The sequence below is a fragment of the Achromobacter sp. EG18 genome, from assembly GCF_059759395.1.
Window position 1 is genome coordinate 2,191,645 of the sequence record NZ_CM186213.1, and the last position, 26,328, is coordinate 2,217,972.

The window sequence follows — 26,328 nt, forward strand, 5'->3', positions numbered from 1 at the left end:
CACCTATCTCACGTCAAACCACGACACCCGCCCCCAAGCCGCCGGCCGCGCCCGCGCGCCTGATCGCGCCCGCCAGCCGCCAGGCCGCCGCCAGCGGCGAGCCGCCGCACGGGCCGCGCGCGCGCATGCGCAAGATCCTGCTGGACGCCGCGCAGCGGCTGATGGCGCAAGGCATCACGCCCTCGGTGGCGGAACTGGCCGAGCATGCCCAGGTATCGCGCGCCACCGCCTACCGCTACTTTCCCAGCCAGAGCGCACTGATCGCCGCCGTGGTCGACGAGAGCCTGGGCCCGATCCTGGCGTGGGACTCGGCCGCGCCGGACGCCGCCACCCGCGTGGATGAACTGCTGCGTTTCGCCTATCCGCGCCTGCAAGCGCACGAAGCGCCGCTGCGCGCCGCCATCCAGGTGTCGTTGCAGCAGCATGCGGATGCCAGCGCCGGCCGCGCCGGCAACGAACCCCGGCTGGTGCGCGGCCATCGCGTCGACATCCTCAGGCGCGCCATCGCGCCGCTGGCCGGCGTGCTGACGCCGGCGCAGCAGGATCGCGTGGCGCAGGCGCTGTCGCTGGTCTACGGCACCGAAGTGTTCCTGGTGCTCAAGGACATCTGGGGCCTCGGCCAGGCCGAGGTCACCGAGGTCGCCCGCTGGACCGCCAATGCCATCATCCGGCAGGCGCTGGCCGACGTCGCCGACGCGCCGGCGGCGGATCCGCGCAGGCGCTGAGCGCCGCGCGCGCCGCCCGAGGCGCAGCCACGGCCTCGCCCCGCATACCCTGTCATTGCCACGTCACCCGCGCGCCTCATAGTGCGGGCCTTCGCGGCGCCGCGCCTCCTTGCGGCCCGCATGACGCTGGAGCATGGAATGCAGTTCGAAGTAACCCGCCTGCGGCGGACCCTGATGCCGCTGTCGCTGGCTTGCGTAACCCTGTTGAGCGCCTGTGGCGGCAGCGATGACGACGATGAGACCCCCGCCGTCACGCCGCCCCCGGTCGTGACCGACCCCACGCCGCCGGTCCGCACGGGCGCCTGGAGCGCCGGCGACCTGCACGTGCACACCATCCAGTCCGACGACGCGCAGACCACGCTGGAAAGCGTGCTGGACCAGGCCTTCGACCGCTACAAACTGGACTGGGCCGCGCTCTCGAACCACCTGCGCATGTCCGGACGCGACCACACCGGCCTGGCGATCCCGGGCGGATCGATTCCGTTCTCGACCGGCATGGCGCGCTACGAAGTGCCGTTCATCAAGCAGGCACAGGCCGCGGGCCGCTACGCCGGCAAGATCATCTTCTCGTCGTTCGAGTGGGACATGCCCACGCACGATCACGTCAACATCGGCATCGGCACCGACGACCCGATGTCCGAGAAGTCGCTGCGCGCCGTGGCCGAGTTCGAATACCTCTACACCAACAAGGCCGCCAACCTGTTCGATCCGCAGCTGTTATCGGACCTGGCCGGCCAGGCGCGCGCCTACACCACCCACGCCGATTCGCTGACGGCGCTCAAGTGGCTGCGCGACAGGCACCCCGACAGCTACATGCTGCTGAATCACCCGTCGCGCTACGCCGGCAAGTACACCATCGGCCAATTGCGTGAGATGCACGACCTGGCGCCGTCGATCTTCTTCGCCATCGAAGGCATGGTGGGCAACCAGATGGAACCCGACCGCGGCGGCTACGCCGAGGCCTACACGGCCGACAAACTGCCCAACCGCACCTACGGCGGCGTCGACTACCTGGTGGCCAAGCTCGGCGGCACCTGGGACGCGCTGCTGGGCGAAGGCCGCCGCATCTGGACCGTGGCCGATTCGGACTTCCATTTCCGCGTCAACGCCACCGGCCAGTACAGCAGCGGCTACGCGCCGGGCGAATACGCCAAGACCTATGTCTGGAAGGACGGCAAGGACATGGCGGCGGTGGTCGCGGGCCTCAAGAGCGGCCGCCTGTTCGGCGTGTTCGGCGACCTGATCGACGCGCTCGAATTCCAGGCGCGCGGCGCCTCGGGCACCGCACAGATGGGCGGCGAACTGGTGGCGGCCAAGGGCGAGCAGGTGGAAGTGACCATCCGCTTCCGCAGCCCCGGCAGCAACCATTACGAATACCCGATCGAAAGCGGCAACCCGACCTACGTCAAGCCGACCGTGCATCACGTCGACCTGATCGTGGGCGACGTCGGCGCCCGCGCCGCCGCCGGCACCCCGGCCTATGACAATGCCACCAATCCGAGCACCCGGGTGCTGGGCCGCTACACCAGCAAGGACTGGACGGTGGACCAGGACGGCTACAGCGTCATCAAGGTCAAGCTGACCGCGGACAAGAGCCAGTACCTGCGCCTGCGCGGCACCAACCTGGCGCCCGACGTGGCCGGTGAAACCGCCAACGGCGAACCGCTGGCGGACGCCAAGATCGACCTGGCCGACAACGCGGCCCGCTTCAACGCCATCAACGCGCGCAACTACAACGACCTGTGGTTCTATTCGAATCCGGTGTTCGTCACCGTCAAACAGTAGGACGGCTCGCGCCGGCGCGGCATGTCGAGCCGCGCCGGCCCGGCCCGAAACGCGAGCGGCACGGATTCTCTTTTATAAGTCACAGTTATTTTGTTGACCTCCAACCCCTCGCTTGCTACATATGAGGGCGCAACTGCACTTGGTTCCTGATTATTCTCATCGGAGGATTTTTATGAGCAAGCGAATTGTTGTCGTGGGAGGCGGGGTCGGCGGCACCATGCTGGCCAACCAACTGGTGCACAAGCTCTACCCCGAAGTGACGGCCGGCAAGGTCAGCATCATGCTGCTGTCCGATTCGCCGGATCATTACTACAAGCCGGCCTTCATGTATGTGGCGTTCAATCTGTTCTTTCAGGAAGAACTCAAACGCCCCGAACGTTCCCTGCTGCGGCCCGAGATCGAGTTCCGCGTCGACAAGGTGACGCGCTTCGATTTCGATGCCCAGCAACTGCACACCCGCGGCGGCAAGCGCCACGGCTACGACTACCTCGTCATCGCCACGGGCTGCGTGCCCGCCCCCGAGCGCATCGAGGGACTGCGCGAAGCGGGCGATCATTTCTACCAGTACGAGCCGGCGCGGCAACTGGCCAGCCGCCTGGCCACGATCGAGCGCGGCCGCGTATTCGTCAGCGTCACCTTTCCCAAGACGCCGAACGTGCCGCACCAGTGCGGCATCGCGCCGATCGAGACCACGCTGATGCTGGATGACTATCTGCGCCGCCGCGGCGTGCGCGACCGCGTCGAGATCGTCTACACCTACCCGACCACCTCGCAACTGCTGCGCAACTGCCTGTTCCTGCAAAAGCCCACCTGCGAAGTGCTGCCGGCCATCTTCGAACAGCGCGGCATCCGGTTCCAGCGCGGCTTCACGCTGGCGAAGGTGGACCCCGACCGGCGCATCGCCTATTCGGAAGAAGGCGTCGAGCAACCCTTCGACATCCTCATGGCCACGCCGCCGATCCGCGCGGTCGATGCGGTGCTGGAATCGGGCGCCTCGCAGGCGCCCGACAACGAAGGCTGGCTGCCGACCGATCACGAGACCATGCAGGTCTACGGCCTGCGCAACGTGTACGTGATCGGCGACACCGTGGACCTGCCGGTCAGCAAGGCCGGCGGCTCGTGCCACAACCAGGCGCCCGTCATCGCCAACAACATCGCCGGCGAGATCCGGCTGGGCCATCCCTGCAGCGCGTACGACGGCCGGGTGCAGGCCGTGGCGCAGATGGGCCTGAACGCCGGCATGCCGCTCTGGTACGACTACACCCATGACGTGCGGCCGACACCGCCGACCAAGCTGGGCGGGTTGCTGCGCCATGGTTTCAACCGGGGCCTGTACTGGTCCGTCGCCAGGGGAATGCTATGAACGCTCCGCACGACAACAGCCTGCCCGCGGCCGGGCAATGCGCCGCCGTGTTCGACGCGCCGCCCGCGGCCGGCGGCAACGATGCGCTGGCGCAACTGGCGGACAAGCTGCAACCGCTGGCCGACAGCGGACGCCTGGACAATATCGTCGACCTGCTGGCGCTGGCGTCCGACCTGGTCGACCTGCTCGATGCGCCGATGGTGGAAAAACTGGGCGCGCTGTCGGAGCAGGCCACGGGCGCCGCCTGGACCCTGTCCAACGCCTGGCGCGCGGCCCAGGCGCAAGGGTTGCAAGAGGCGCGCCCGCCGGGCCTGGGCGGACTGTTCCAGCTCTCGCGCGACGAGGATACGCGGCGCGGGCTGGCGCTGGTGCTGCGGACGCTGCAAGGGCTGGGCCGGCAACTGGGTGACCAGCGGCAGGACTACACTGCCTCCTGATGCGGTAGGCCGGCACCGCCCCCCGGGTCCCGGCCCGGCAAAACAAAGCCCCGCAAGCGATCGCCTGCGGGGCTTTCTGTACACGCCGCCTGGACGGGCTGCGCGTAGGCGCTTACTGCAACGTGCGCGTGAAGACGAACTTGCCGTCGCGCCAATCCACCGGCACCACGTCGCGCGGCCCGAACTGGCCTTCCAGAATCAGCTTGGCGACCGGGTTCTCGATCTGCTGCTGGATCGCGCGCTTGAGCGGACGCGCGCCGAACACCGGATCGAAGCCATCGCGTGCCAGTTCGGCCAGCGCGGGCTCGGTCACTTCCAGCCGCATCTCCTGCTTTTCCAGTCGCTCGGCCAGGCGGCGCAGCTGGATGCGGGCGATGGACTCGATGTGCTGCGCTTCCAGCCCGTGGAACACCACCACTTCGTCGATGCGGTTCAGGAATTCCGGCCGCAGCGTCTGCTTGAGTTCGCCCCAGACCACTTCCTTGACCACGTCGTACGGCTGACCGGCCAGCGTCTGGATATGCTGCGAACCGAGGTTCGACGTCATCACGATGACGGTGTTGCGGAAGTCCACCGTGCGGCCCTGGCCATCGGTCAGGCGGCCGTCGTCCAGCACCTGCAGCAGCACGTTGAAGACGTCCGGGTGGGCCTTCTCGACTTCATCGAGCAGCACCACGCTGTACGGCTTGCGGCGCACGGCCTCGGTCAGGTAGCCGCCCTCTTCGTAGCCCACGTATCCGGGCGGCGCGCCGATCAGCCGCGCCACCGAGTGCTTCTCCATGAATTCGCTCATGTCGATGCGGATCATGTGCTCTTCGGAGTCGAACAGGAACTCGGCCAGCGCGCGCGTCAGCTCGGTCTTGCCCACGCCGGTGGGGCCCAGGAACAGGAACGAACCGTACGGGCGCGACGGATCCGCCAGGCCCGCGCGCGAACGGCGGATGGCATCGGACACCAGGCGCACGGCCTCGTCCTGGCCAACCACGCGCTTGTGCAGGTATTCCTCCATGTGCAGCAGCTTCTCGCGTTCGCCCTGCATCATCTTGGACACCGGGATGCCGGTGGCGCGCGACACGACCTCGGCGATTTCCTCGGCGCCGACACGGGTGCGCAAGAGGCGCGGACGGCCTTCGCCACCCTCGGCCTCCTCGGCCGCTTCAGCGGCGCCGACCTCGGCGGCCTTCAGGCGCGCTTCCAGGTCGGGCAGCTTGCCGTACTGCAGCTCGGCCAGCTTGTCGAACTGGCCCTTGCGTTGCAGCTCCGCCATTTCGGCGCGCACGCTGTCGATCTCTTCCTTGATGGCCTGGGTGCCCTGCACCGCGGCCTTCTCGGCCTTCCAGATTTCCTCGAAGTCGTTGTATTCGCGTTGCAGCTTTTCGAGCTCGTCCTCGATCACGCCCAGGCGGCGCTTGGAGGCGTCGTCGGTTTCCTTCTTGACGGCCTCGCGCTCGATCTTGAGCTGGATGATGCGGCGGTCGAGCTTGTCCATCACTTCCGGCTTGGAATCGATTTCCATGCGGATGCGGGCGCCGGCCTCGTCGATCAGGTCGATCGCCTTGTCGGGCAGGAAGCGGTCGGTGATGTAGCGGTGCGAGAGTTCGGCCGCGGCCACGATGGCCGGGTCGGTGATCTCAACGCCGTGGTGGATCTCATAGCGTTCCTGCAGGCCGCGCAGAATGGCGATGGTGGACTCGACGTCGGGTTCGTCGACCAGCACCTTCTGGAAGCGGCGTTCGAGCGCGGCGTCCTTTTCGATGTACTTGCGGTATTCGTCCAGCGTGGTGGCGCCGATGCAGTGCAGCTCGCCGCGCGCCAGCGCCGGCTTGAGCATGTTGCCGGCGTCCATCGCGCCTTCGGCCTTGCCGGCGCCGACCATGGTGTGCAGCTCGTCGATGAAGACGATGTTGCTGCCGTCGTCCTGCGACAGTTCCTTGAGCACGGCCTTCAGGCGCTCTTCGAATTCGCCGCGGAACTTGGCACCGGCCAGCAGCGCGGCCAGGTCGAGCGACAGCACGCGCTTGCCGCGCAGGGTCTCGGGCACTTCGTCGTTGACGATGCGCTGCGCCAGGCCCTCGACGATGGCGGTCTTGCCCACGCCGGGTTCACCGATGAGCACCGGGTTGTTCTTGGTGCGGCGCTGCAGGATCTGGATGGTGCGGCGGATTTCGTCGTCGCGGCCGATCACCGGGTCGAGCTTGCCCTGGCGGGCGCGCTCGGTCAGGTCCAGGGTGTACTTGGCCAGCGCCTCGCGGTTGGATTCGCCTTCGGCGCCGGAGACGTTCTCGCCGCCGCGCACGGCGTCGATGGCGGCCTCCAGGGCCTTTTTCTGCAGGCCCGCGTCGCGCAGGATGCGGCCGGCCTCGCCCTTGTCGTCGGCCAGGGCCAGCAGGAACAGTTCGCTGGCGATGTAAGTGTCGCCGCGGCGCGCGGCTTCCTTGTCGGTGCGGGTCAGCACGCCCTGCAGGTCGCGGCCGACCTGGACGTTGTCATCGCCCTGCACCTGGGGCAGCGCCTTGAGCGCGGCGTCCAGGGCCGGCTGCAGCCGGTTGACGGCCACGCCGGCGCGCGCCAGCAGGCTGCCGGCGCCGCTGTCGGGGTCGGACAGCAGCGCCGCCAGCACGTGGACGGGCTCGATGTAGGGGTGATCGTTGCGGGCGGCCAGACTCTGAGCGTCGGCCAGGGCTTGCTGGAACTTGGTGGTCAGTTTGTCGAATCGCATAATGGTCGTTGGTGGCTTGTTGGTGAGCCTGACCGATACGCGCCGGCGGGCTCGATGACCTGAATATGCGGCCGGATGCGAGAATTTCAATACCTCGCCGGCCTCATGGCTTTATGTCCGTGGACACATCCGCGTGCAGCAACAATCTGAACTATGAGCATATACGTTTTTGTCTACGGCACGCTACGCGCGGGCGAAATCAACGACCTGGCGCAAGCGGCCGCCCGGCGCGCGCTGCCGCCCGCCCGCCATCTCGGCGCGGCCACCGTGCCGGGCGCGCTGGTGGACTTCGGCGACTGGCCCGGACTGGTCCCGGTGCGGGACGGCCGCCGCGTGCGCGGCGACATCTACGCGGTCTGCCCGGCCCTGCTCGCCCTGATGGACGAGATCGAGGAATACGCGCCCGGCCGGCCCGGCTGCTTCGTGCGCCGGCCTGTGCTGGCCCGCCCGCTGGCGCCGCCCGGCGCCGCCGCGGTGGCCTGCCAGTACTACCCCATCGATCCGGCCTGGCGCGGGGCGGCGCCGGACGTCGCCGCGGACGACTGGATCGCCTACCGCCAGGCCCGCGCGCCCCCCGTATCGCCGTAAGGTTCTACTGCAAAACCGCCCCGTAAGACACCCGTAGTAACAACGGACTACAATGGGTACCTGTCTTCACGCTTTAAGCCCGTCCAGGCCACCCGCCGGGTCCGGGCACTATAAAGGTCATCGTATGCAAAAACGGGTTCCCGTTGCCCCTGATGCCGCCCACTGTTCCACGTGTATGTTGGGCCACGTGTGTGTCCCGGTCGGGATGGCAGCCGCCGAAGTGGAAAAGCTGGACGAGCTGGTGAAAGAGCGTGTGCGCCTTGAAAAGGGTAAGACGCTGTATTCGCTGGATCACCCCCTGGACGCCGTCTACGGCGTGCGCTTCGGCAGCCTGAAAACGCAGCTCGAGGACGCCACCGGCCAGATCCAGATCACCGGTTTCCACCTGCCCGGCGAGATCGTCGGCATGGACGGCATGCTCGACGGCAAGCACGTCTCGGCCGCCGTCGCGCTGGAAGACTCCGAAGTCTGCGTGATCCGCCTGAACGAAGTCGACCGCGTGGCCGCCCACCTGCCCTCGCTGCAGCAGCAGTTCCGCCGCCTGATGAGCCGCGAGATCACGCGCTCGCACCAGATGCTGGCGTCGCTGGGCTCGATGCGTTCCGAACAGCGTCTGGCCGCGTTCCTGCTGAACCTGTCGCAGCGCTATGCCTCGCTGGGCTACTCGTCCACCGAGTTCGTGCTGCGCATGAGCCGCGAGGAAATCGGCAACTTCCTGGGCCTGACGCTGGAGACGGTCAGCCGGCTGTTCTCGCGTTTCGCGCGCGACGGCCTGATCCGCATCAACCAGCGCGAAGTCCGCATTCTGGACCAGCCCGCGCTCAAGCAACTGCTGGGCCACGAGGGCTGCTGACGCCCGCCCGCGCCATGCGCCGCACCGCCGCACCCGGCGCCGCACGGCCCTGCCCGGCGCCGCGCCTGCCGCGCTCGCCCCGGGCCTGGTGCGCGGCGGCGCTGGCCCTGGCGGCCCTGCTGCCCCTGGCGGTGCATGCGCAGACGCCGCTGCCCGATCCCTACGATTACGACGAACCCGCGCCCGCGCCCAAGCGGGTGGCGGTGCCGCGCTGGCAGGCGCTCGAATTGGGCAGGCCGGGCCATCGCTACAAGGTACCGGTCTATGCTAACCGGAACCTGGCGCGCGCCGACCTGCGCGATATCAAGCAAATCGTGATCGTGTTCCACGGCGTCAAGCGCAACGCCGACGCCTATTACGAAACCGTCGCCACGCTGCTGGCCGCCAATCCCGCCCGCGCCAACGACACGCTGATCCTGGCGCCGCGCTTTGTCGGTTCGATCGACTCGGGCTTTGCCGGCATGGCCGCGTGGCGCAAGGCCAGCTGGGAGGACGGCGAGGACAGCGTGCAGGCCAGCGGCCGGCCGGCGCCGGTCAGCTCGTTCCAGGTGATCGACGACCTGCTGCGCAGCCTGGACGACCGCAAGCGCCTGCCGATACTGGCCGGCATCGTGCTGGCCGGCCATTCCGGCGGCGGCCAGCTGGTGCAGCGCTATGCGGTGCTCAATCCCGTCGACGGCCCGCTGCGGCGCGACGGCATCGCCATCCGCTACGTGATCGCGAATCCTTCCTCCTACCTGTACCTGACCCGCGAGCGCCCGCGCCCCGACGGCAAGGGCTACGCGCCCTACGAACGCGGCATCTGCCCCACCTATAACCAGTACAAGTACGGCACCGACAAGTTGCCGGCGTACGCGCAAGAAACCGACGACACGCGCCTGTTCATCCGCTACGCGGAGCGCGACGTGACCTACCTGCTGGGCGGCGCGGACAACAACCCCGAGCACCGCCTGCTGGACAAGACCTGCGGCGCCGAGGCGCAAGGCGCCACGCGGCTGGCGCGCGGCACGGCCTACCTGCAATACGAGCGCATCGTCGCGGCGCGCGGCAACCACCCCGTGACGCTGCACCGCGCCGGCTTCGAAGTGACCGGCGTCGGCCATGACAACAAGGGCATGTTCAGCTCGGTCTGCGGCGCGCGCGCGCTGCTGGGCGAGAATGCGATCGCGCCAGCCGGCGCGGCGCCCTGCACGGTGATCGGGCCGGCGCGCAAATAGCCCGGAAAGCCATGGGCCGGAACGTCGCGCGGTCGACCGCGGCGCGCCGCAAGGCCCGCGCGCGAGCGCGGGCAGCAAGCCGCATGCCCGCCGGCTCGCACCCGCGGCGTTCTTCGTCGCAACGATCGTTGACGCGAAACTGAACGTATATCCCGGACGGACGCAGGGGTGCATTTTGGCGCCGACAGGCGCAACATAAGCGGGTACCGTCTCCGTGGAAGACAGATATGAGCCAAGCGTATCTCGACATGCCCGACGCCAAACGCCGCATCAAGGCGATCTTCGTCGGCTCCATGGGCAACCTGGTCGAATGGTATGACTTCTACGCCTATACCGCCTTCGCCCTGTATTTCGCCCCCGCCTTCTTCCCCTCGCACGACCCGGTCGTGCAGCAACTGAACGCCGCCACGCTGTTCGCCGCCGGCTTCATCGTGCGGCCGCTGGGCGGCTGGCTGTTCGGCCACCTGGCCGACCGCCACGGGCGACGATTGTCGCTGATGGTGTCGGTGGGCATGATGTGCGTGGGGTCGCTGATCATCGCGGTCACGCCCACCTATGCCTCGATCGGGCTGGCGGCGCCGGCGCTGCTGGCGCTGGCGCGGGTCATCGAAGGCCTGAGCCTGGGCGGCGAATACGGCGCCAGCGCCACCTATCTCACCGAGATCGCCGATCCGAACCACCGCGGCTTCTATTCCAGCTTCCAGTACGTCACGCTGATCGGCGGGCAGCTCTGCGCCATCCTGGTGCTGCTGTTGCTGCAGAACGTGTTCCTGACGCACGAGCAGCTGGTGCAATGGGGCTGGCGCATTCCGTTCGTGATCGGCGCCATGCTCGCCATCATCACCGCCGTCATGCGGCGCGACATGCCGGAAACCGATTCCTACAAGCAGGCCAGCCAGCACAAGCCGCAGACCAGCTCGCTGCGCGGCCTGCTGCGCGGCCTGCTGCGCTATCCGCGCGAGGTCGCGATCGTGGTCGGCCTGACGGCCGGCGGCACGGCGGCGTTCTACACCTTCACCACCTACATGCAGACCTTCGTGCGGCAGACGGCCGGGTTCTCCGACATCGTCACCACCTACGTGATCGCCGCGTCGCTGATCTTCGCGCTGATCCTGCAGCCGCTGTACGGCGCGCTGTCCGACAAGATCGGGCGCAAGCCGCTGCTGGTGTTCTTCGGCATCGCGGGCGCGCTGCTCACGGTGCCGTTGCTGGTGACGTTGTCGCATACCCGCTCGCCGTTCATCGCCTTCCTGCTGATCTGCGCGGCCTGGCTCTTCACCGCCGGCTACACCTCGATCAACGCGGTGGTGAAGGCCGAGCTCTTTCCCACCAACATCCGCGCCACCGGCGTGGCGGTGCCATACGCGATCACCGTGTCCATCTTCGGCGGCACCGCGCCGGCCATCGCCCTGTGGTTCAAGCAGCAGGGCCACGAGCAGTGGTTCTACTACTACCTGGCGGGCGTGATCTTCATTTCGCTGCTGGTGTACGCCACCATGCGCGACACCAAGCACCAGTCGGCGATGCACCGGCACGAGTGATCCAGCTTCCCACGGCGCGGCGCGGCAATTCGCCCGTCGCGCCGGGGTCCCTTGAAAAAGTGTAAGCGTGCGGCCTGGGGGCTTGCGGTGGCAGCCGCTTCGGCCGATACTTAACCTTATGGTTAAGTTAATGAATTCCCCGCTCGACGACGCTCAACTGGACCGTGTGTTCTCCGCCCTTGCGGATGCCACCCGGCGCCGGGTGCTGGCCGACCTGGAGCCGGGTCCGGCTTCCGTCGGCACGCTGGCCCGGCCCCATGCAATGTCGCTGCCCGCCTTCATGAAGCACTTGCGGGTGCTGGAGGACGCCGGCCTGATCGCCCGGGCCAAGGATGGCCGGGTGGTCCGCTGCACCTTGTCGGCCGGGCCGATGCGGTCGGCGTCCGACTGGCTGGCGCGCTACGAGAAATTCTGGAACGGGCAGCTCGACTCGCTGGCCCGCTACCTTTACCACGAAGAGGAGACTCACCCATGTCCACCGACACCGCCCTCGAATTGCGCCTCCGGCGGCGCTTCAACGCCCCCGTCGAACGCGTCTGGCGAGCCTGGACCGAACCGCAAGCGCTGATGCGCTGGTTCGGCCCCGCCGAGACACGCGAAGTGCTGCTGGCCGAGACCGACCTGCGGGTCGGCGGCGCGTACCACATCGGCTTTGCCACCGAAGACGGGCTGGCGCACTACGCCCGGGGCCAATACCGGGAAGTGCAGCCGCAGCGCAAACTGGTCTTCACCTGGACCTGGCGCGACGCGCCGCAGGAAACGTCGTTGATCACGCTGACATTTACGCCCGCGGACCACGGCACCGACCTGGACTTCCTGCAGACCCCGTTCGTCGACGAGGCCACCCGCGACAGCCATGGCAGCGGCTGGGCCGGCGCGATGGACCGGCTGGCGGCCGACCTGGCCGGCGCGGCGTAGGCGCCCTCCCGGCCCCGCATAGGCGCCCTTCCGGCCCCGCTAACGGCGCGCGCCCGTCAAGGGCCGCGCCGGCGTCTCGGGCGCCGCCGTGATGCGTTCGGCGTGTGGCGACAGGATCTCGAGCGGCGCCGTGGCGTGGGCCACGCAAGGCAGGATCCAGCCTTCATCCTTTTCGTCGCGCGACAGGCCGGGCCACTCGATGCGGTAGCGCACCGCGCCCGCGCGCAGCTGGCACATGCACGCGCGGCAGGTGCCGTTGCGACAGGAACTGGGCAGCTTGATGCCGGCCGCCTGCGCCGCGGCCAGCACGGAGGTGTCGGCATCGGCGTCGAAGCGCCAGCCGGACGGCTGCAACAGCACGGCAAAGGACGGCATGGGCGTTGTCCCCGGCGCTCAGGCGGCGTGCTCCTGCCAGTCCAGCTGCCAGGCGCCGGACAGCACGTTCTGCAGCCACAGCGTGCAGGTCAGCGTCTTGGCGTCGGTGACCTCGCCCTTGGCGCAGGCGGCGTACAGATCGGCGGGGTCGGCGCTGAATACGTCCAGGAATTCATCCTGGTCCAGTTGCCGGGGGCCGGCGCGCAGCCCGCGCGCGAAGTAGATGTGGATGATCTCGGTGGAATAGGCGATGGCCAGGTGCAGGGCGCCGGCGCGGGCCCACTGCGTGGCGGTATAGCCGGTTTCCTCGAGCAGTTCGCGCTTGCCGCAGGCCAGCGGGTCCTCACCGGGATCGAGCTTGCCGGCAGGAAATTCCGTCATGACGCGGCCGATCGGATAGCGATACTGGCGCTCGAGCAGCACGCGGCCGTCGTCGAGCAGCGGGATCACCACCACCGCGCCCGGATGCACCACGTATTCGCGGGTGGAGGTGTTGCCGTTGGGCAGGCGCACCACGTCGTTGCGGATCTTGAGGAAACGGCCGTCGTAGGCGGCCTCGCTGGAGACGCGTTCTTCGTACAGATGGGAATCGGGCTTGTCGGTCATGGCGGGCGTGATGGAGTTCAGCGCGGGGGCAGCGCGAAACCGTGCCGGCCCGCGCGCGAAGAGCTTGCAGCTTACCATCGGCTCCGCGCCGTCCAGGCGTCGACGCGGATCACGATCTTGCCGAAGTGACGGCCCGAGGCCAGGCGCTCGAACGCGGCCGGCACGGGCGCGGCCGGCGGCAGAGAAAGCCCCCCCACGCTCGCCGCTGCGCGGGTCGCTGCCCCCCGAGGGGGCGTTCTTGCCTTGGGGCGGCCCGGCGGCAGAGAAAGCCCCCCCACGCTCGCCGCTGCGCGGGTCGCTGCCCCCCGAGGGGGCGTTTTTGCCTTGGGGCGGCCCGGCGGCAAAAAAAGGCCCCCACGCTCGCCGCTGCGCGGGTCGCTGCCCCCCGAGGGGGCGTTTTTGCCTTGGGGCGGCCCGGCGGAAAAAAAGCCCCCCACGCTCGCCGCTGCGCGGGTCGCTGCCCCCCGAGGGGCGTTTTTGCCTTGGGGCGGCCCGGCGGCAAAAAAAGCCTCACGCCGTGGCCTGGCGCCAGTACGATATATGGGAACCATACGATCCAGTGATGGCATTCATTCTCACCAATGTTGCCTTTAAGGAACCAATTCAATCGCAGGCGGCGACGCCCAGGAAGGCATGATGGCTACACCCCTCCCCCACGACCGGCTCGGCGGCATCGAGGTTTTCGTGCAGGCCGCCGAGGCCGGCAGTTTCGCGCTGGCGGCCGAGCGCCTGAACCTGACCCGTTCGGCGGTCGGCAAGTCCATCGCGCGGCTCGAGGCCAGGCTGGGCGCGCGGCTGTTTCATCGCACCACGCGCCAGCAGAGCCTGACCGACGCCGGCCAGGCCTATTACGACCGCTGCGTGCGCGCGCTTGCCGAGCTGTACGACGCCGAGGCGGAGCTGGACAGCGGCCGCCGCTCGCCACAGGGCCGCCTGCGCGTCAGCGCGCCGGTGGTGTTCGGCCGCCATTGCGTGGCCCCGGTACTGCGCGAACTGGCGGCGCGGCATCCGCAGTTGCAGATCGAGATTTCGTTCAACGACCGCGTGGTCGACCTGATCGAGGAAGGCTACGACCTGGGCATCCGCATCGGCGCCCTACCCGACAGCGCGAGCCTGGTGGCCCGGCGCCTGGGCCTGCAGACCATGGGCATAGGCGCGTCGCCGGCCTACATTGCGGCGCATGGGCGCCCGCAAACGCTGGATGAAATGCGCCAGCACGTGGGCGTGGCCTACGCCCGTGGCGGCGTCGAAAAGGGCTGGTCGTTGATGGAGGCGGACGGCGAGGTGGTGCAGCTGCGCGTGCCGCCGCGCCTGCGCATGGACGATCTGCAAGCCATCGCCGACGCGGCCATCGCGGGCGCCGGACTGGCCTGGCTGCCTTGCTGGATGCTGTCGCACTACGTGCGCACCGGCGAACTGGATGTGCTGATGCACGGCGACCGCATGGCGGCGCAGCCAGTGCATGCGGTGTGGCCCCAGGCGCGCTACCTGCCGTCGAAGACGCGCACCGCGATCGACGCGCTGGCCGAACGGGTGCCGGCGATGCTGGCGACGTGGTGACGAAAGCGCGCGGCGCGGCGGCCGCGCGGTGTGGGCGGCAAGCGCCGCCCGAGCCTCAGTCGAACTTGCGGCGCGCGTCCAGCGCCAGGCCGGCGCCGATGCTGCCGAACAGGTCGCCCTCGACGCTGCGCGCCTGCGGCACCAGCGCCGAGACGCATTCGCGCAGTCGCGGCACGCGACTCGAACCGCCGGTGAAGAACACCGTGTCCACATCGGCGGGCGCGACGCCCGCGTCGCGCAGCAGGGTGCCGACGGTCTGCTCGATCTTCTCGATCAGCCGCGCCACGCTGTTGTCGAACGACGGCCGGCTCACGTCCACGCCAAGTTCGGGCGCGATGCGCGACAGGTCGATGCGCGCCGCCGGCGCCTCGGACAGCGCGATCTTGGCCTCTTCCACCTGCACCGCCACCCAGTGGCCGGCGCGCTGCTTGACCAGGTTCAGCAGCAGGTCGATCTTGTCGCGGTCGCCGGCCTCGGCGCGGATGTAGGCGAAGTGCTCGGCGGCCTTGCGGGTGTAGGCCTGGTTGATGGTGTGCCAGCAGGCCAGGTTGCCGTACTGCGTGGACGGCACGTCCTTGCCGCTGCGCAACTGGCTGCCCAGGCCCAGCAGCGGCATGACGTGCGCCAGGCTGAGCTGCTTGTCGAAGTCCACGCCGCCGATGTGCACGCCACCGTAGGCCAGGATGTCGTCGCGCCGGTCCGGCTTGGCGGCGCGGCTGGGCCCCAGGCGGATCAGCGAAAAGTCCGAGGTGCCGCCGCCGATATCGATGACCAGCACCAGTTCCTCGCGGTCGATCTGCGACTCGTAGTCGAAGGCCGCGGCCAGCGGCTCGAACTGGAATTCGATGTCGGTGAAGCCGACGCTGCGCGCGATCTCGCCCAGGGTGTCCTGGGCGGTCTGGTCGGCGGCGGGGTTGTCGTCGACGAAGAACACCGGCCGGCCCAGCACGGCGCGCGTGAAGTCGCGGCCGGCGGCGGTTTCGGCGCGGCGCTTGAGCTCGGCGATGAAACGCGTCAGCAGCACGCGGAACGGGATCGAGCGGCCCTGCACCTCGGTGGAGCCGTCGATCAGCGAGCTGCCCAGCAGGCTCTTCATCGAGCGCATCAGGCGCCCGTCGTAGCCCGCCAGGTAGTCGGAGATGGCCGCGCGGCCGTAGCTGACCTCGGCGTCTTCATCGTGAAAGAAGATGGCCGAGGGCAAGGTGGTCTTGCCGTCTTCAAGAGCCAGGAGCGCGCGCTGGTCGGGGCGGCTCCAGCCGACGGTGGAGTTCGACGTGCCGAAGTCGACGCCGCATGCGGTGGAAATCATGGAAATTCGGGGGGCTGAAAGCAAAACGGCGCACAAGTGTAGCCGCAACCGCCCGAAACGCCATGTCACCCGGGGCGGCGCAGCGCCAGCGCCACGAAAACCAGCGTGACCACGGCCGCCAGCAGTCCGCCGCCGAAACCGGCGGCGTAGCCGAGCTGGGCGGCCAGCGCGGTGATGAGCGACGAGGTCAGGATTTCGCCCAGGTCGCGCGCGCTCTGCACCGCCGTCATGTCGGTGCCGGCCTGCGTGCCGCGGGCGGCAAAGCGCATCGCCAGCGTCATCAGCGCCACCGAGGCGGCGCCGGCGCCGAACGAACCCAGCGCCTGGGCCAGGTAGGCCATCAGCGCGGGCTGCGCGGCCCAGCCCCGCGCCTGCGCCAGCCAGGCCACCGCGGCCGCGCCCGAGGCCGCCAGCCCCAGGGCCAATGCGCCGCGCGCGCCCAGGCGCCCGACCAGCCAGGCGCCGCCGCCGCACCCCAGCAGCACCGTCACCGCACCGCCGGCCATGCCGAGCTGCCCCACCGCGTCCACCGGCCAGCCCGCATCGACCAGGAACAATTTGGACAATCCATAGCCCGCCACCGCCGTCATCGCCGACAGGAACGCTGCCAGTACCAGCGCCCAGGCGCCGGGCCGGCGCGCGAAACCGGCCAGCGAGGCGCGCCGCGGCGCGGCCACGGGTTCGGGCAGCGCGGTTTCCCGCCACCCCAGCGCCATCAGCAGGCTGAACGCCACCACCGCGGCCAGCAGCGCCAGCGCGCCGCCCTGCCCCAGCCGGCCGGCCAGCACCAGGCAACCGGGCCCGCCGGCGAAGAAGCCGACCATGGTGCCACCCACCTGCACGGCGTTGGCGCGCGCCAGGGCCTGGCCCTGGAAGCGCTCGGCGGTCAGGCCGTCGGTGGCGATGTCCTGCGTCGCGCTGGCCAGCGAGGCCAATGCCATCAGGCCCACCACCCAGGGCGCGCTGGCGGCGGCGATGCCGGTCATGGCCACCGCCGCCAGGCAGGCCAGCACCACGGCCTGCATCGGCAGGATCCAGCTGCGGCGCCGGCCGAGCGTGGCGCGCCAGCGGTTGTCGACCAGCGGCGCCCACAGGAACTTCAGCACCCAGGGCAGCCCCACCAGCGGCAGCCAGGCCAGCGCATGCAGGGGCGCGCCATCGCGCCGCAGCAGCGTGGGCAGCGCCTCCATGGCCACGCCCAGCGGAATGCCCTGGGAAAAATACAGCGCGCCGATCATGACGAACAGGCGCGCATTGGCGATAGGCTTCACGTCGATTTCCTTCAAGCTTGCGAGGCCGCGCCGGCGCGGCGGTGTTCACTGCCATGCCCGGGCGTGACGAACAGGATGCGCGCCGGACAGGCCACATGCAGCCGGTGCCACACACCGCGCGGCACCACCACGCTGCGCCGCGCGTCCAGCAGCACGTCGGTCTCGGCGCCGGCCGCGTCCATCAGCGTCAGCACCACGCGGCCCTCCAGCACACAGAGCATTTCCTCGCCCGCGGGATGGCGTTCCCAGACATCGCCGTGCACGTCGGCGTCGCAGGCCGCGGCCTTGACGCCGACCAGCCAGCCCTCGTGCGGCGCCAGGCGGCGCAGCTTGCCGATATCGCGCATGGCGCCGTCGGCGCCGAGCGCCATGAAATGATCGAGCCAGTCGAACACTGGCGGGGGGATGAGCGTGGCCAATCCGTTTACTCCTTCGAATGATGGCCGGGCGGCGCGCGCCGCCCGTGTGGGGCGCGCCGTTCAATACTCGGCGCGCAAGGTCAGCATGACGTTGCGCGGCTCGCCGTAGCGGTTGTTCCAGGCCGTGCCCGACAGGCTCTGGTAGTAGCCGCGGTCGAACACGTTGTTGACGTTCAGCGCGGCGGTCAGGTGCTTGTCGACGCGGTAGGCCAGGCGCAGGTCCACCAGCGCGTAGCCGCCCTGGCACAGCGTGACCGGGCCCGACACGGTCGAGTAGCCGGACTGCACCTGCAGGCCGCCGCCCACGCTCAGGCGCCGCTGCATCGTCGGCAGCGCATAGTTCGTCCACAGCCGGAAGATGTGCTTGGGCGTGAAGCTGGCGAACGGCTGGCCGCCGGCCTGCGTGTCGGTCAGGTACTTGCTGGTGTTGAAGGTGTAGCCCGCGGCCACCGTCCAGTACGGCGTGATGTTGCCGCTGGCCTCGGCCTCGAAGCCGCGGCTGCGCACCTCGCCGCCGGCCACGTAGTAGCAGTTCTGGCCGACGCAGGGCCAGGCGGGATCCTGCTGCGCGCGATTCTTCTGGCGGATCTGGAACACGGCCAGCGACACGTTCAGCGCGCCGTCCATCAGTTCACCCTTGAGGCCGGCCTCGTAGTTGGTGCCGGTGACCGGGTCCAGCCCCTGGCCGTCGCGCGTCAGCTGGGTCTGCGGCTGGAACACCTCGGCATAACTGCCGTACAGCGACCATTGGCGGTCCAGGTCGACGATCAGCCCGCCGTAGGGCGTGAATTCGGGATCGATGCGCTGGCGCGAAGCGGGCGCGTCCTGGTTCCACCAGCTCATGCGTCCGCCCAGCACCAGCGTCAGCGGGTCGGCCAGCGAGAAGCGGCCCATGCCGTAGACGCCCTGCTGGCGCGCGCGCGTCTCGCCCGGCGAGGTATAGGGTCCCACGCCCGGCTCCGGCACGCTGCGCGGGTCCCAGTCGAACACGTTGACCGGCACGCGCAGCGCCGGCAACAACTGGCCGGTGTACTGCTCGGTCGTGGTGCGCTGGGCGTTGCCGCCCAGCAGCAGTTCGTGGCGGCGGCCGAACAGTTGCACCGGGCCGCTGACGTAGGCATCGACGCTGGCCTGGGTGTTGTCGAACTTGTAGGCGCCGCCCATCAGCGCCGACCCCAGGCCGGTCTGGCGGTCGATCGCGCCATAGGCGCCGGCGTACTTCAGGTTGCTGTCGGCGGTCAGGTAGTTGGCGCTGACCTTGGCGCTCCACCCCTGGCCGAAGCGGTGCTCCAGGTCGGCGAATACCCGCGTCGTGTTCCAGTTGAAGCGGTCCCAGGCGGCGTCCAGGTAGGTCGAGCGCTTCAGGCCGATATCGCCGCCGTCCTTGTAGCGCGGCACGCCCGCCATGTTGGTGGTGGAGCGGATGCGCTGGTATTGCAGGCCGGCCGAGAACACGGTGTCCGGACCCAGGTCGACCTCGCCGATGCCGTAGAACAGCGCCGACTTCTGGTCCGCCACGTCGTAGAAATAGCCGCGGTCCTCGAGCGCCGTGACGATGCGGCCGCGCACGCTGCCGCTGTCGTTGAGCGGGCCGCCGAGGTCGGCCTCGACGCGGTAGCGGTCCCAGCTGCCGGCGCTGAGCGCGCCGCTGAAGGCGAACTCGCGCTGCGGACGCTTGCGCACCAGGTTGACGGTGGCGGCGGGGTTGCCGGCGCCGTGCAACAGGCCGTTGGCGCCGCGCAGGATCTCGACGCGCTCGTACACCGCCATGTCCTGGGGCGACGCGGCCTGGTTGCCCATCAGCACCGGCACGCCGTCCTGTTCGTACGAATCGACCTGGAAGCCGCGGGCGTAGTAGGCGGTGGTCAGTTGCTGGTAGGGCCGCACCGTGATGCCGGTGGCGTGCCGCATCACCTCGTCCAGGCTCTGCAGGTTCTGCTGCCGCATCTGTTCCTGGCCGATCACGGTGATCGACTGCGGCGTCTCGCGCACCGTCAAGGGCAGCTTGCCCATCGTGGGCGCCGGCGCGGTGGCGTCGCGTTCGCCGCTGACGGTGACCGCCGGCAAGGTCGCGGCATCGTCGGACGCTTGCGCCGCCACCGGCCCCGCCGCCGTCAATGCCAGCCACACCGGCCAATGGCGCGCCGCGCCCTTGCGCGGCCGTGCCGCCCTGTTCCTGAACCTTGATCGCACCGCCGTTCCTCTTTCCTGGTTACTGAGAATTATTCTCAAACCATTCTAGAGAGCGGCGCGGCGCGCCACTGGCGATTACGGAAGTCTCGCTGGCGATTGCGGAAGTTTTTTACCGGGCGGGCCGAGGCGGCCGGCGCGCGCCATGCGACGCGCGCGGCCGCCTCATGCGATGACGACAGTCAATACTCGGCGCGCACCGTCAGCATGAAATTGCGCGGCTCGCCGTAGTAGTTGGTCCAGCTGGCATCGTTCAGGCGCTGGTAGTAGACGCGGTCGAACAGGTTGTTGGCGTTGAGCGCCACCGTCACATGCTTGTCGACGCGGTAGGCCACGCGCATGTCGGCCAGCGCGTAGCCGCCCTGGCGCAGCGTGATGGTCTTGGCCACGTTGTAAAAGCCCGATTGCACCTGCACGCCCCCACCTACGCTCAGGCGCCGCTCGAGTGCCGGCAGGGCGTACTCGGTCCACAGGCGGAAGATGTGCTTGGGCGTGAAGCTGGCGTAGGGCTGGCCCTCGGCGCGCGTGTCCACCTTGTACTTGGTGGTGTTGAAGGTGTAGCCCGCCGCCACCGTCCAGTAGGGCGTGATGGCGCCGGCGGCCTCGGCCTCGAAGCCGCGGCTGCGGACCTCGCCCCCGGCGACCGAGGGGCAGCGCTTGCCCACGCACGCCACCGAGGGATCGGCCTGGGCGCGGTTCTTCTGCTGGATCTGGAACAGCGCCAGCGATACGTTCAGCGCGCCGTCCATCAGTTCGCCCTTGACGCCGGCCTCGTAGTTGGTGCCCGTGACCGGATCGAGCGGCTGGCCGTTGCGATCTAGCTGGTCAATTTGCGGCATGAATACCTGCGCGTAACTGCCATACAGCGACCACTGCCGGTCCAGGTCGACGATCAGGCCGCCATAGGGCGTGAATTTGGCATTGGTGCGCTGGCTCGCTTTGGGCGCTTGCAGCCGGCTCCAGTCCATGCGCCCGCCCAGCACCAGCGTCAGCGGATCGGCCAGCGAGAAGCGGCCCATGCCGTACACGCCCTGCTCCCGGTCGCGATTGATGCCCGCGGACTTGTAGGGGCCGATGTCGTAGCCGGGCACGTCGCGCGGATGCCAGTGGAACACGTCCATCGGCATGTTCAACTGAGGGCTGGTGACATCGGCATTCAGGTTCTCGTACGAAGTCCGCAGCGAGTTGGCGCCGAACAGCAGTTCGTGGCGCCGCCCGAACAGTTCCACCGGACCGCCGACGTAGGCATCGATGCTGGTCTGGCTGTTGTCGTACTTGATGCCTCCTCCCGACAGCTTGGCGCCCAGGCCTGTCGCGCGGTCGATCCCGCCGTTGACGGTGAGGTACTTCATCTCGGAATCGGAGCGAAGATGATCGACGCTGAGCCGCGCGCGCCAGCCCTGGCCGAAGTGGTGGTCCAGGTCCGCGAACACGCGCGTCGTGTTCCAGTCGGAACGGCTGCCGGCGGATTCCAGGTTGACCGAGCGCCGCAGCCCGATCGGCGCGCCGTCCTTGTAGCGCGGCAGCCCGCCCATGCTGGGCGGCGGATGCGAGCGCACGCGGCTGTGCAGCAGGCCCGCCGACAGCACGGTGTCCGGGCCCAGGTCGACCTCGCCGGTGCCGTAGAACAGCCCGGTCTTCTCGTTCGCGCCTTCATAGAAGAAGCCGCGATCGGCCATGACGCCGACGACGCGGCCGCGCACGCTGCCGCTGTCGTTGAGCGGTCCGCCCAGATCGACTTGGGCGCGATAGTTGTCCCAGCTGCCGGCGCTGAGTTCACCGCCGAAGGCGAATTGCCGCTGCGCACGCTTGCGTACCAGGTTGACGGTGGCCGAGGGATTGCCGGCGCCGTGCAACAGGCCATTGGCGCCGCGCAGGATCTCGACGCGCTCGTAGATGGCCATGTCTTCCGGCGCGGCGGCGCGGTTGCCCATCATGGCAGGCACGCCGTCCTGTTCGAAAGATTCGATCTGGAAGCCGCGGGCATAGTAGGCGGTGGTCAGGTGATGGTGCGGCTGCACCGTGATGCCCGTGGCGTGCCGCATGACGTCGTCCAGGGTTTGCAGGTTCTGCTGGCGCATCTGCTCCGGCCCGATCACGGAGATCGATTGCGGCGTCTCGCGCACGCTCAAGGGCAGCTTGCCCAATGTCGGCTGTTGCGCACTGGCGGCCTCGCGTTCGCCGCTGACGGTGACTGCCGGCAGCGTGGCCGCGTCCTTGGCATCCCTGGCGTCGCCGGCCAGCGCCGGCCCCGCCACCACCGCCAGCCAGAGCGGCCAATGGCGCGCCGCCCGCGCGCGCCGCGCCTTGTTCCTGGACATTGAACGCATGGGTACTTCTCCTTCTTTGATACTGAGAATTATTCTCATACAATTTGAAGGAGAATCCGCAGCGCGCAAGCGTTTGTAAGACTCTTGCTATGTTCAGCGACCGGGAACCAGCGCGCTGGGCAGCACCCCGTAGCGCCGCTGGAAGGCCTTGGTGAAGTGCGAATCGGTATAGCCGCAGGCATAGGCGGCCTGCGACACGCTCATCTCGCCGGCGGCGAGCAGCGCGTGCGCCTGGGCCATGCGCTGCTCGCGCACGAAGGCGTAGACACTGCATCCGAACACGCGGCGAAAGCCCGTGGTGAGCTTGTTGACGTTGACGCCGGCGCGGCGCGCCAGCTCGGGCAAGGTGGGGGGATGCTGAAGATCGGCCAGCAGCAGGTCGCGCGCGTGGTGCAGGCGTTCGGTATCGGCGCGCGACAGGCCGGGCGGCGGCGGCGCGGCCTGTGCCGGCTGCAGGGCGCCCAGCGCCAGCGCGGTCAGTTCGAGGGCCTTGGCGGACAGGTACATGCGCTTGAGCGGGCCCTCCATGGGACAGGCCAGCATCTGCCGGCCCAGGGCCTGCAGCGGCGGCGCCAGCCGCAGGTTGGCCTCGGCGTAGGAATCATCGTGGCACGGCGCGCGCAGCAGGCGGACGATGTCGGCGGGTTCCAGCGACAGGGAGTCGCGCAGGTGGTCCAGCGAGGTGCGCAGCGAGACAAAGCGCAGCGACCGGCGCGCGCCGAACTCGTGCTCCATGCGCAGCGGGTCGCGGCACAGGCTCATGTGCAGCAGCGGTCCGCTGACTTGCGCGGCCGGCGCGCCCGGCACGCAGTAGCGCAGTTCCCCTTCCAGCACCAGCACCAGCTTCAGGCCGGGTGTCAGGTCTTCGAGCACCCGCTCGCCGCGCTCGAAGCGCAACGTGCCGCCGGCCAGCGACATGGCTGGCGTGGCGGCCGGAACGGCCCAGTCGAGTTCAGGATGCGAAGCGGTCACGGTGGCGGGCCCGGGCGGGATCTGACGCTTTATTGAGAGTGACTATTATTACCGTTTCACCCGTTTCATGCCAACGCGGCATTGCGCGCCGCGCGTCGCAGCGCCTGTGGCGGCTGGCCGTAGACCCGCAGAAAGGCGCGGCGCATGCGTTCGCTGTCGGTGAAGCCGACCCGCCGGGCGACGCTGTCGATACTGCCATCGCCCTGTTCGATCTGCGCGCGCGCGGTCTCGGCGCGAATGCGCTCGACCGCCTTGGCGGGCGTTTCGCCGGTCTCGGCCTTGAAGCTGCGCAGGAACTGGCGCGGGCTGACGCAGGCGACCCCAGCCAGTTGTTCCACCGTCAGCGCCGTGCCCAGGTTGCCGCGGATATGTTCCAGCACGGCGCGCATGCGTTCGCTGTCGGGCGCCAGGTCCTGCAGGGCCGAGAACTGCGACTGGCCGCCCGAACGCCGGTGGTAGACCACCATTTCGCGCGCGGTCTCGGCCGCCACGTCCGCCCCCAGGTCGGCCTCGACCATGGCCAGCGCCAGGTCGATGCCGGCGGTGATGCCGGCCGACGTCCAGGTGTCGCCGTCGCGCACATGGATGCGGTCGGGCTCGACCCGGACCGTGGGATGGTTGCGCGCCAGCGCCGCGGCATGGCGCCAATGGGTGGTGGCGCGCAGCCCATCGAGCAGGCCGGCGGCGGCCAGCACCAGCGCGCCGGTGCACACGCTGGCCAGCCGCCGGCCCTGTTGGCGCTGGGCCAGCAGGCGGGCACGCAAGGCGGCGGTGACGGCGGTTTCGCGCGCGCCCTCGCCGCCCGGCACCACCAGGGTATCGGCCGGCGTGCCGCGCCACGGTCGCGTCTGCACGCCAATGCCGCAGGAACTGCGCACTTCGCCGCCATGCTCGGACACGACGTGGACCCGGTATGCCGGGCCAGCCGCCGTCCGCGCGAAACGGCCGGCGGTCTGGAACACGGCCGCGGGGCCGGACATGTCCAGCAGCTGGAAATCGGGCACCAGCAGGAAGGCGACGTGGTGGGTCATGACGGATTGGCGTTTTTTGAGGGAATTATGTCATTCACGCCAAAGTGTGCGTCGATACAGTGGGGCCTGTCAAACCCGACCTGTCCGCCCCTTCCTTTCCCATGCCCTCCTCGCCCTCGCCCGCCACGGGCCGCCGCAACGCCCGCATCCTGGCCGTGTGCCAGGGCCTGTTCATCGCCGCGATTTCCATCGACCTGACGCTGACCGCGCTGACCGGCCACATGCTGGCGCCGGACAAGGCGCTGTCGACGCTGCCGTTCGCGCTGATCACTGTCGCCGGCGCGGTCGTGACCTGGTTCGCTTCGCTGCTGATGCAGCGCATCGGCCGCCGCAACGGCTTCGCGCTGGGCGCCCTGGCCGGCGCGGCGGGCGGCGGCATCTCGGTGTGGGCGGTGTTCCACGATCACTTCTGGGCCTTCTGCGCGGGCACCGCGCTGGTGGGCGTGTTCCAGGCGTTCGCGCAGTACTACCGGCTGGCCGCGGCGGACGCGGTGGAACCGGCCGCCAAGAGCCGCGCGATCTCGGTGGTGATGACCGGCGGCGTCATCGCCGCGATCGCCGGGCCGGCGCTGGCGGCCTGGAGCCGCGACCTGTTCGCGCCGGTGGCGTTCGCCGGCGCCTACCTGATGGTGGCGCTGCTGGCGCTGTTGTCCGCCGCCCTGCTGTTCGGTTTCTATCGCGATACCGAAACGTCCGTGGCCGCGGGCGAGGCGCAGGCCGGGCTGCCGCCGCGGCCGCTGCGCGCGGTGGCGCGCCAGCCGGTGTTCATCGCCGCGCTGGCCAACAACGTGGTGGGATCGGTGTCGATGATGTTCATCATGACGGCCGCGCCGCTGGCGGCGGTGGCGTGCAGCCACAGCATCGGCGACGGCGCCAACATCATGCAGTGGCATCTGGTCGGCATGTACGCGCCGGCTTTTTTCGCGGGCGCGCTGATCCAGCGCTTCGGCCTGGCCAAGGTGCTGGGCGCGGGCATGCTGCTGAACGTGGCCTGCGCGCTGATCGCGATGGCCTCGCCGTCGCTGCCGGCGTTCTACGCGGCGCTGTTCTGCCTGGGAGTGGGATGGAATTTCATGTTCGTCGGCGGCACCACGCTGCTGGCGCAGTCGTACCGCCCGTCCGAGCGCGCCCGCGCCCAGGGCGCGGCCGAGATGCTGCGCTATGCCGCCACCGCGGTGGCGACGCTGGCCGCCGGGCCGGCGCTGGACGCGTTTGGCTGGGAGGCGCTGAACGCCGCCATGCTGCCGGTGGTGCTGGCCGCCGGCCTGATGACCTGGCACTGGGCGCGCGGATCGGCCAGGGCCGCCACGGCAGCCGGCCCGGCCTGACCAGGCCCTGCCTGAAGCGGGTTGGCCTGACCGAGCCAGACCTGACGCAGCCCTGCCGGATCAAGCCCGGCGGGCGCGGCGCCTACTGCTGCTGGCGACGCTGCTCCAGCTCGCGCAGGCACTGGGCGACGCCGGCCTGCATCTGGGCGTTGGAGACGGCGGCGCGGTCCGAGACCTCGCGGCAGCGCACGTATTGCGCCTGGCTCTCGGGCGTGTCGCGGATCACGGCCGGCGCCGAGTTCGGATCGGGCGTGACGGTCATGCGCAAGGTGGAAGGCGGCGACAGGCTGCCGTCCTTGGAGCGCTGGCTGGGATATTGGAATTCCTGCGTGACCGGCGCCGCGTTCTGCGCCTGGGCCGCGCCGCCCAGGCAGGCCAGGGCCAGCAGGACGGCGGTGAACGGGAGTTTCTTCATGACGACCTCTCTTTGTTGGTCGCGCCCGGGCCAGATACCCCGCCCGGTGACGCGCCGGTCTATCGTAGCCCCACGCGCGCCCGCGGGGCGTGCCAAGACGCTACGCCAGCCGCGAGATTTGTTTCTTGCGGTTTCCCCGGCGCCGTTCAGCGCGCCGCCGGCGGCTGGCGCAAGGGCGCCAGCAAGGACGACAGGCCGTTATGGTCCAGCTCGTGCATCAACGCCAGCAGGCGCCCCAGTTCGCCCGGCGGAAAACCCTTGCGCGCGAACCAGGCCAGGTACGGCCCCGGCAGGTCGGCGATGAGGCGTCCCTGGTACTTGCCGAAAGGCATGGTGCGCGTCACCAGCAGCTGCAGCAGTTCGGGATCCATGGGCC

24 protein-coding genes are annotated in these 26,328 nt (G+C 69.3%); 12 read left to right on the forward strand and 12 right to left on the reverse strand.

Annotated features, from left to right (window positions below):
* Positions 1-59: 59 nt before the first annotated feature.
* From AC6CR5_RS09940 to AC6CR5_RS09955, 4 genes are all read left to right on the forward strand, one after another.
* Positions 60-725, forward strand: a complete 666-nt coding sequence (locus AC6CR5_RS09940) for a TetR/AcrR family transcriptional regulator (protein WP_026384440.1) — start codon at positions 60-62, stop codon at positions 723-725.
* A 138-nt stretch (positions 726-863) separates the two neighbouring features.
* A complete protein-coding gene (locus tag AC6CR5_RS09945) occupies positions 864-2,510 on the forward strand; it encodes a CehA/McbA family metallohydrolase domain-containing protein (RefSeq protein WP_498085577.1) in 1,647 nt (548 codons plus the stop codon).
* Positions 2,511-2,682: 172 nt separating this feature from the next.
* The gene (locus AC6CR5_RS09950) at positions 2,683-3,873 is read left to right on the forward strand and encodes an NAD(P)/FAD-dependent oxidoreductase (protein WP_047991227.1); all 1,191 of its coding nucleotides are present in this window, start codon (positions 2,683-2,685) and stop codon (positions 3,871-3,873) included.
* Entirely contained in the window at positions 3,870-4,310 is a 441-nt protein-coding gene (locus AC6CR5_RS09955; RefSeq protein WP_047991228.1) for a helical membrane plugin domain-containing protein, read from the forward strand. The genes AC6CR5_RS09950 and AC6CR5_RS09955 overlap by 4 nt, the downstream gene beginning before the upstream one ends.
* A 112-nt stretch (positions 4,311-4,422) precedes the next feature.
* Here the strand turns inward: AC6CR5_RS09955 and clpB are convergent, their stop codons facing one another.
* Positions 4,423-7,029, reverse strand: a complete 2,607-nt coding sequence (clpB, locus tag AC6CR5_RS09960; RefSeq protein WP_047991229.1) for an ATP-dependent chaperone ClpB — start codon at positions 7,027-7,029, stop codon at positions 4,423-4,425.
* Positions 7,030-7,182: 153 nt separating this feature from the next.
* On the opposite strand from clpB, the gene AC6CR5_RS09965 reads away from it, so the two are divergent.
* The 6 genes from AC6CR5_RS09965 to AC6CR5_RS09990 all read left to right on the forward strand — a co-directional run bounded on the left by AC6CR5_RS09965 (position 7,183) and on the right by AC6CR5_RS09990 (position 12,146).
* On the forward strand, positions 7,183-7,617 hold the full coding sequence (locus AC6CR5_RS09965) for a gamma-glutamylcyclotransferase family protein (RefSeq protein WP_346505927.1): 435 nt from the start codon (positions 7,183-7,185) through the stop codon (positions 7,615-7,617).
* 124 nt (positions 7,618-7,741) lie between these two features.
* A complete protein-coding gene (locus tag AC6CR5_RS09970; RefSeq protein ID WP_026384438.1) occupies positions 7,742-8,470 on the forward strand; it encodes a helix-turn-helix domain-containing protein in 729 nt (242 codons plus the stop codon).
* A gap of 14 nt (positions 8,471-8,484) precedes the next feature.
* Positions 8,485-9,687: a hypothetical protein gene (locus AC6CR5_RS09975; protein WP_238919858.1), complete on the forward strand. Its 1,203-nt coding sequence runs from the start codon at positions 8,485-8,487 to the stop codon at positions 9,685-9,687.
* 227 nt (positions 9,688-9,914) lie between these two features.
* Positions 9,915-11,228 (forward strand): MFS transporter, encoded by a 1,314-nt coding sequence (locus tag AC6CR5_RS09980; RefSeq protein ID WP_498085578.1) that lies wholly within the window; start codon positions 9,915-9,917, stop codon positions 11,226-11,228.
* Positions 11,229-11,358: 130 nt separating this feature from the next.
* Entirely contained in the window at positions 11,359-11,796 is a 438-nt protein-coding gene (locus tag AC6CR5_RS09985; RefSeq protein WP_020928490.1) for an ArsR/SmtB family transcription factor, read from the forward strand.
* Positions 11,700-12,146, forward strand: a complete 447-nt coding sequence (locus tag AC6CR5_RS09990; protein ID WP_082388325.1) for an SRPBCC family protein — start codon at positions 11,700-11,702, stop codon at positions 12,144-12,146. The genes AC6CR5_RS09985 and AC6CR5_RS09990 overlap by 97 nt, the downstream gene beginning before the upstream one ends.
* Positions 12,147-12,185: 39 nt before the next feature.
* On the opposite strand, the gene AC6CR5_RS09995 is transcribed toward AC6CR5_RS09990, so the two are convergent.
* Both AC6CR5_RS09995 and AC6CR5_RS10000 read right to left on the reverse strand, forming a co-directional pair.
* Positions 12,186-12,521, reverse strand: a complete 336-nt coding sequence (locus tag AC6CR5_RS09995; protein WP_047991233.1) for a 2Fe-2S iron-sulfur cluster-binding protein — start codon at positions 12,519-12,521, stop codon at positions 12,186-12,188.
* 18 nt (positions 12,522-12,539) lie between these two features.
* Positions 12,540-13,127 carry an NUDIX domain-containing protein gene (locus tag AC6CR5_RS10000; protein WP_024069563.1) on the reverse strand — a complete coding sequence of 196 codons (588 nt, stop codon included), beginning with the start codon at positions 13,125-13,127 and terminating at the stop codon, positions 12,540-12,542.
* Positions 13,128-13,763: 636 nt separating this feature from the next.
* On the opposite strand from AC6CR5_RS10000, the gene AC6CR5_RS10005 reads away from it, so the two are divergent.
* On the forward strand, positions 13,764-14,687 hold the full coding sequence (locus AC6CR5_RS10005; protein ID WP_024069565.1) for a LysR family transcriptional regulator: 924 nt from the start codon (positions 13,764-13,766) through the stop codon (positions 14,685-14,687).
* 55 nt (positions 14,688-14,742) lie between these two features.
* On the opposite strand, the gene AC6CR5_RS10010 is transcribed toward AC6CR5_RS10005, so the two are convergent.
* The 7 genes from AC6CR5_RS10010 to AC6CR5_RS10040 form a co-directional block, all read right to left on the reverse strand.
* Positions 14,743-15,996 (reverse strand): Hsp70 family protein, encoded by a 1,254-nt coding sequence (locus tag AC6CR5_RS10010; protein ID WP_150100726.1) that lies wholly within the window; start codon positions 15,994-15,996, stop codon positions 14,743-14,745.
* Between the two features lie 65 nt (positions 15,997-16,061).
* On the reverse strand, positions 16,062-17,234 hold the full coding sequence (locus AC6CR5_RS10015; protein WP_498085740.1) for a RhtX/FptX family siderophore transporter: 1,173 nt from the start codon (positions 17,232-17,234) through the stop codon (positions 16,062-16,064).
* Positions 17,235-17,278: 44 nt separating this feature from the next.
* Positions 17,279-17,686, reverse strand: coding sequence for a cupin domain-containing protein (locus AC6CR5_RS10020; protein WP_233638998.1), 408 nt, complete (start codon positions 17,684-17,686; stop codon positions 17,279-17,281).
* A gap of 60 nt (positions 17,687-17,746) precedes the next feature.
* Complete coding sequence (locus AC6CR5_RS10025) at positions 17,747-19,879, reverse strand: TonB-dependent siderophore receptor (RefSeq protein WP_498085579.1); 2,133 nt, start codon at positions 19,877-19,879, stop codon at positions 17,747-17,749.
* 179 nt (positions 19,880-20,058) lie between these two features.
* Complete coding sequence (locus AC6CR5_RS10030; protein ID WP_341271764.1) at positions 20,059-22,206, reverse strand: TonB-dependent siderophore receptor; 2,148 nt, start codon at positions 22,204-22,206, stop codon at positions 20,059-20,061.
* A gap of 93 nt (positions 22,207-22,299) precedes the next feature.
* The gene (locus tag AC6CR5_RS10035; RefSeq protein ID WP_233639404.1) at positions 22,300-23,178 is read right to left on the reverse strand and encodes a helix-turn-helix transcriptional regulator; all 879 of its coding nucleotides are present in this window, start codon (positions 23,176-23,178) and stop codon (positions 22,300-22,302) included.
* A 65-nt stretch (positions 23,179-23,243) separates the two neighbouring features.
* Entirely contained in the window at positions 23,244-24,209 is a 966-nt protein-coding gene (locus tag AC6CR5_RS10040) for a GlxA family transcriptional regulator (RefSeq protein WP_498085580.1), read from the reverse strand.
* 101 nt (positions 24,210-24,310) lie between these two features.
* Here AC6CR5_RS10040 and AC6CR5_RS10045 point away from each other — a divergent pair, with 101 nt between their 5' ends.
* Positions 24,311-25,537, forward strand: a complete 1,227-nt coding sequence (locus AC6CR5_RS10045) for an MFS transporter (RefSeq protein WP_020928502.1) — start codon at positions 24,311-24,313, stop codon at positions 25,535-25,537.
* A gap of 82 nt (positions 25,538-25,619) precedes the next feature.
* Here the strand turns inward: AC6CR5_RS10045 and AC6CR5_RS10050 are convergent, their stop codons facing one another.
* Positions 25,620-25,952 (reverse strand): hypothetical protein, encoded by a 333-nt coding sequence (locus AC6CR5_RS10050; RefSeq protein ID WP_006385040.1) that lies wholly within the window; start codon positions 25,950-25,952, stop codon positions 25,620-25,622.
* Positions 25,953-26,098: 146 nt separating this feature from the next.
* Positions 26,099-26,323, reverse strand: a complete 225-nt coding sequence (locus AC6CR5_RS10055; protein ID WP_006385039.1) for a DUF3820 family protein — start codon at positions 26,321-26,323, stop codon at positions 26,099-26,101.
* Positions 26,324-26,328: the final 5 nt, after the last annotated feature.

Excerpts from the sequence above, each read along its gene's own strand:
- AC6CR5_RS09945 (WP_498085577.1), top strand. The coding sequence starts at position 864 with ATGCAGTTCGAAGTAACCCGCCTGCGGCGGACCCTGATGCCGCTGTCG.
- AC6CR5_RS09950 (WP_047991227.1), top strand. The coding sequence starts at position 2,683 with ATGAGCAAGCGAATTGTTGTCGTGGGAGGCGGGGTCGGCGGCACCATG.
- AC6CR5_RS09955 (WP_047991228.1), top strand. The coding sequence starts at position 3,870 with ATGAACGCTCCGCACGACAACAGCCTGCCCGCGGCCGGGCAATGCGCC.
- clpB (WP_047991229.1), bottom strand. The coding sequence starts at position 7,029 with ATGCGATTCGACAAACTGACCACCAAGTTCCAGCAAGCCCTGGCCGAC.
- AC6CR5_RS09965 (WP_346505927.1), top strand. The coding sequence starts at position 7,183 with ATGAGCATATACGTTTTTGTCTACGGCACGCTACGCGCGGGCGAAATC.
- AC6CR5_RS09970 (WP_026384438.1), top strand. The coding sequence starts at position 7,742 with ATGCAAAAACGGGTTCCCGTTGCCCCTGATGCCGCCCACTGTTCCACG.
- AC6CR5_RS09975 (WP_238919858.1), top strand. The coding sequence starts at position 8,485 with ATGCGCCGCACCGCCGCACCCGGCGCCGCACGGCCCTGCCCGGCGCCG.
- AC6CR5_RS09980 (WP_498085578.1), top strand. The coding sequence starts at position 9,915 with ATGAGCCAAGCGTATCTCGACATGCCCGACGCCAAACGCCGCATCAAG.
- AC6CR5_RS09985 (WP_020928490.1), top strand. The coding sequence starts at position 11,359 with ATGAATTCCCCGCTCGACGACGCTCAACTGGACCGTGTGTTCTCCGCC.
- AC6CR5_RS09990 (WP_082388325.1), top strand. The coding sequence starts at position 11,700 with ATGTCCACCGACACCGCCCTCGAATTGCGCCTCCGGCGGCGCTTCAAC.
- AC6CR5_RS09995 (WP_047991233.1), bottom strand. The coding sequence starts at position 12,521 with ATGCCGTCCTTTGCCGTGCTGTTGCAGCCGTCCGGCTGGCGCTTCGAC.
- AC6CR5_RS10000 (WP_024069563.1), bottom strand. The coding sequence starts at position 13,127 with ATGACCGACAAGCCCGATTCCCATCTGTACGAAGAACGCGTCTCCAGC.
- AC6CR5_RS10005 (WP_024069565.1), top strand. The coding sequence starts at position 13,764 with ATGGCTACACCCCTCCCCCACGACCGGCTCGGCGGCATCGAGGTTTTC.
- AC6CR5_RS10010 (WP_150100726.1), bottom strand. The coding sequence starts at position 15,996 with ATGATTTCCACCGCATGCGGCGTCGACTTCGGCACGTCGAACTCCACC.
- AC6CR5_RS10015 (WP_498085740.1), bottom strand. The coding sequence starts at position 17,234 with ATGATCGGCGCGCTGTATTTTTCCCAGGGCATTCCGCTGGGCGTGGCC.
- AC6CR5_RS10030 (WP_341271764.1), bottom strand. The coding sequence starts at position 22,206 with ATGCGTTCAATGTCCAGGAACAAGGCGCGGCGCGCGCGGGCGGCGCGC.
- AC6CR5_RS10040 (WP_498085580.1), bottom strand. The coding sequence starts at position 24,209 with ATGACCCACCACGTCGCCTTCCTGCTGGTGCCCGATTTCCAGCTGCTG.
- AC6CR5_RS10045 (WP_020928502.1), top strand. The coding sequence starts at position 24,311 with ATGCCCTCCTCGCCCTCGCCCGCCACGGGCCGCCGCAACGCCCGCATC.
- AC6CR5_RS10050 (WP_006385040.1), bottom strand. The coding sequence starts at position 25,952 with ATGAAGAAACTCCCGTTCACCGCCGTCCTGCTGGCCCTGGCCTGCCTG.
- AC6CR5_RS10055 (WP_006385039.1), bottom strand. The coding sequence starts at position 26,323 with ATGGATCCCGAACTGCTGCAGCTGCTGGTGACGCGCACCATGCCTTTC.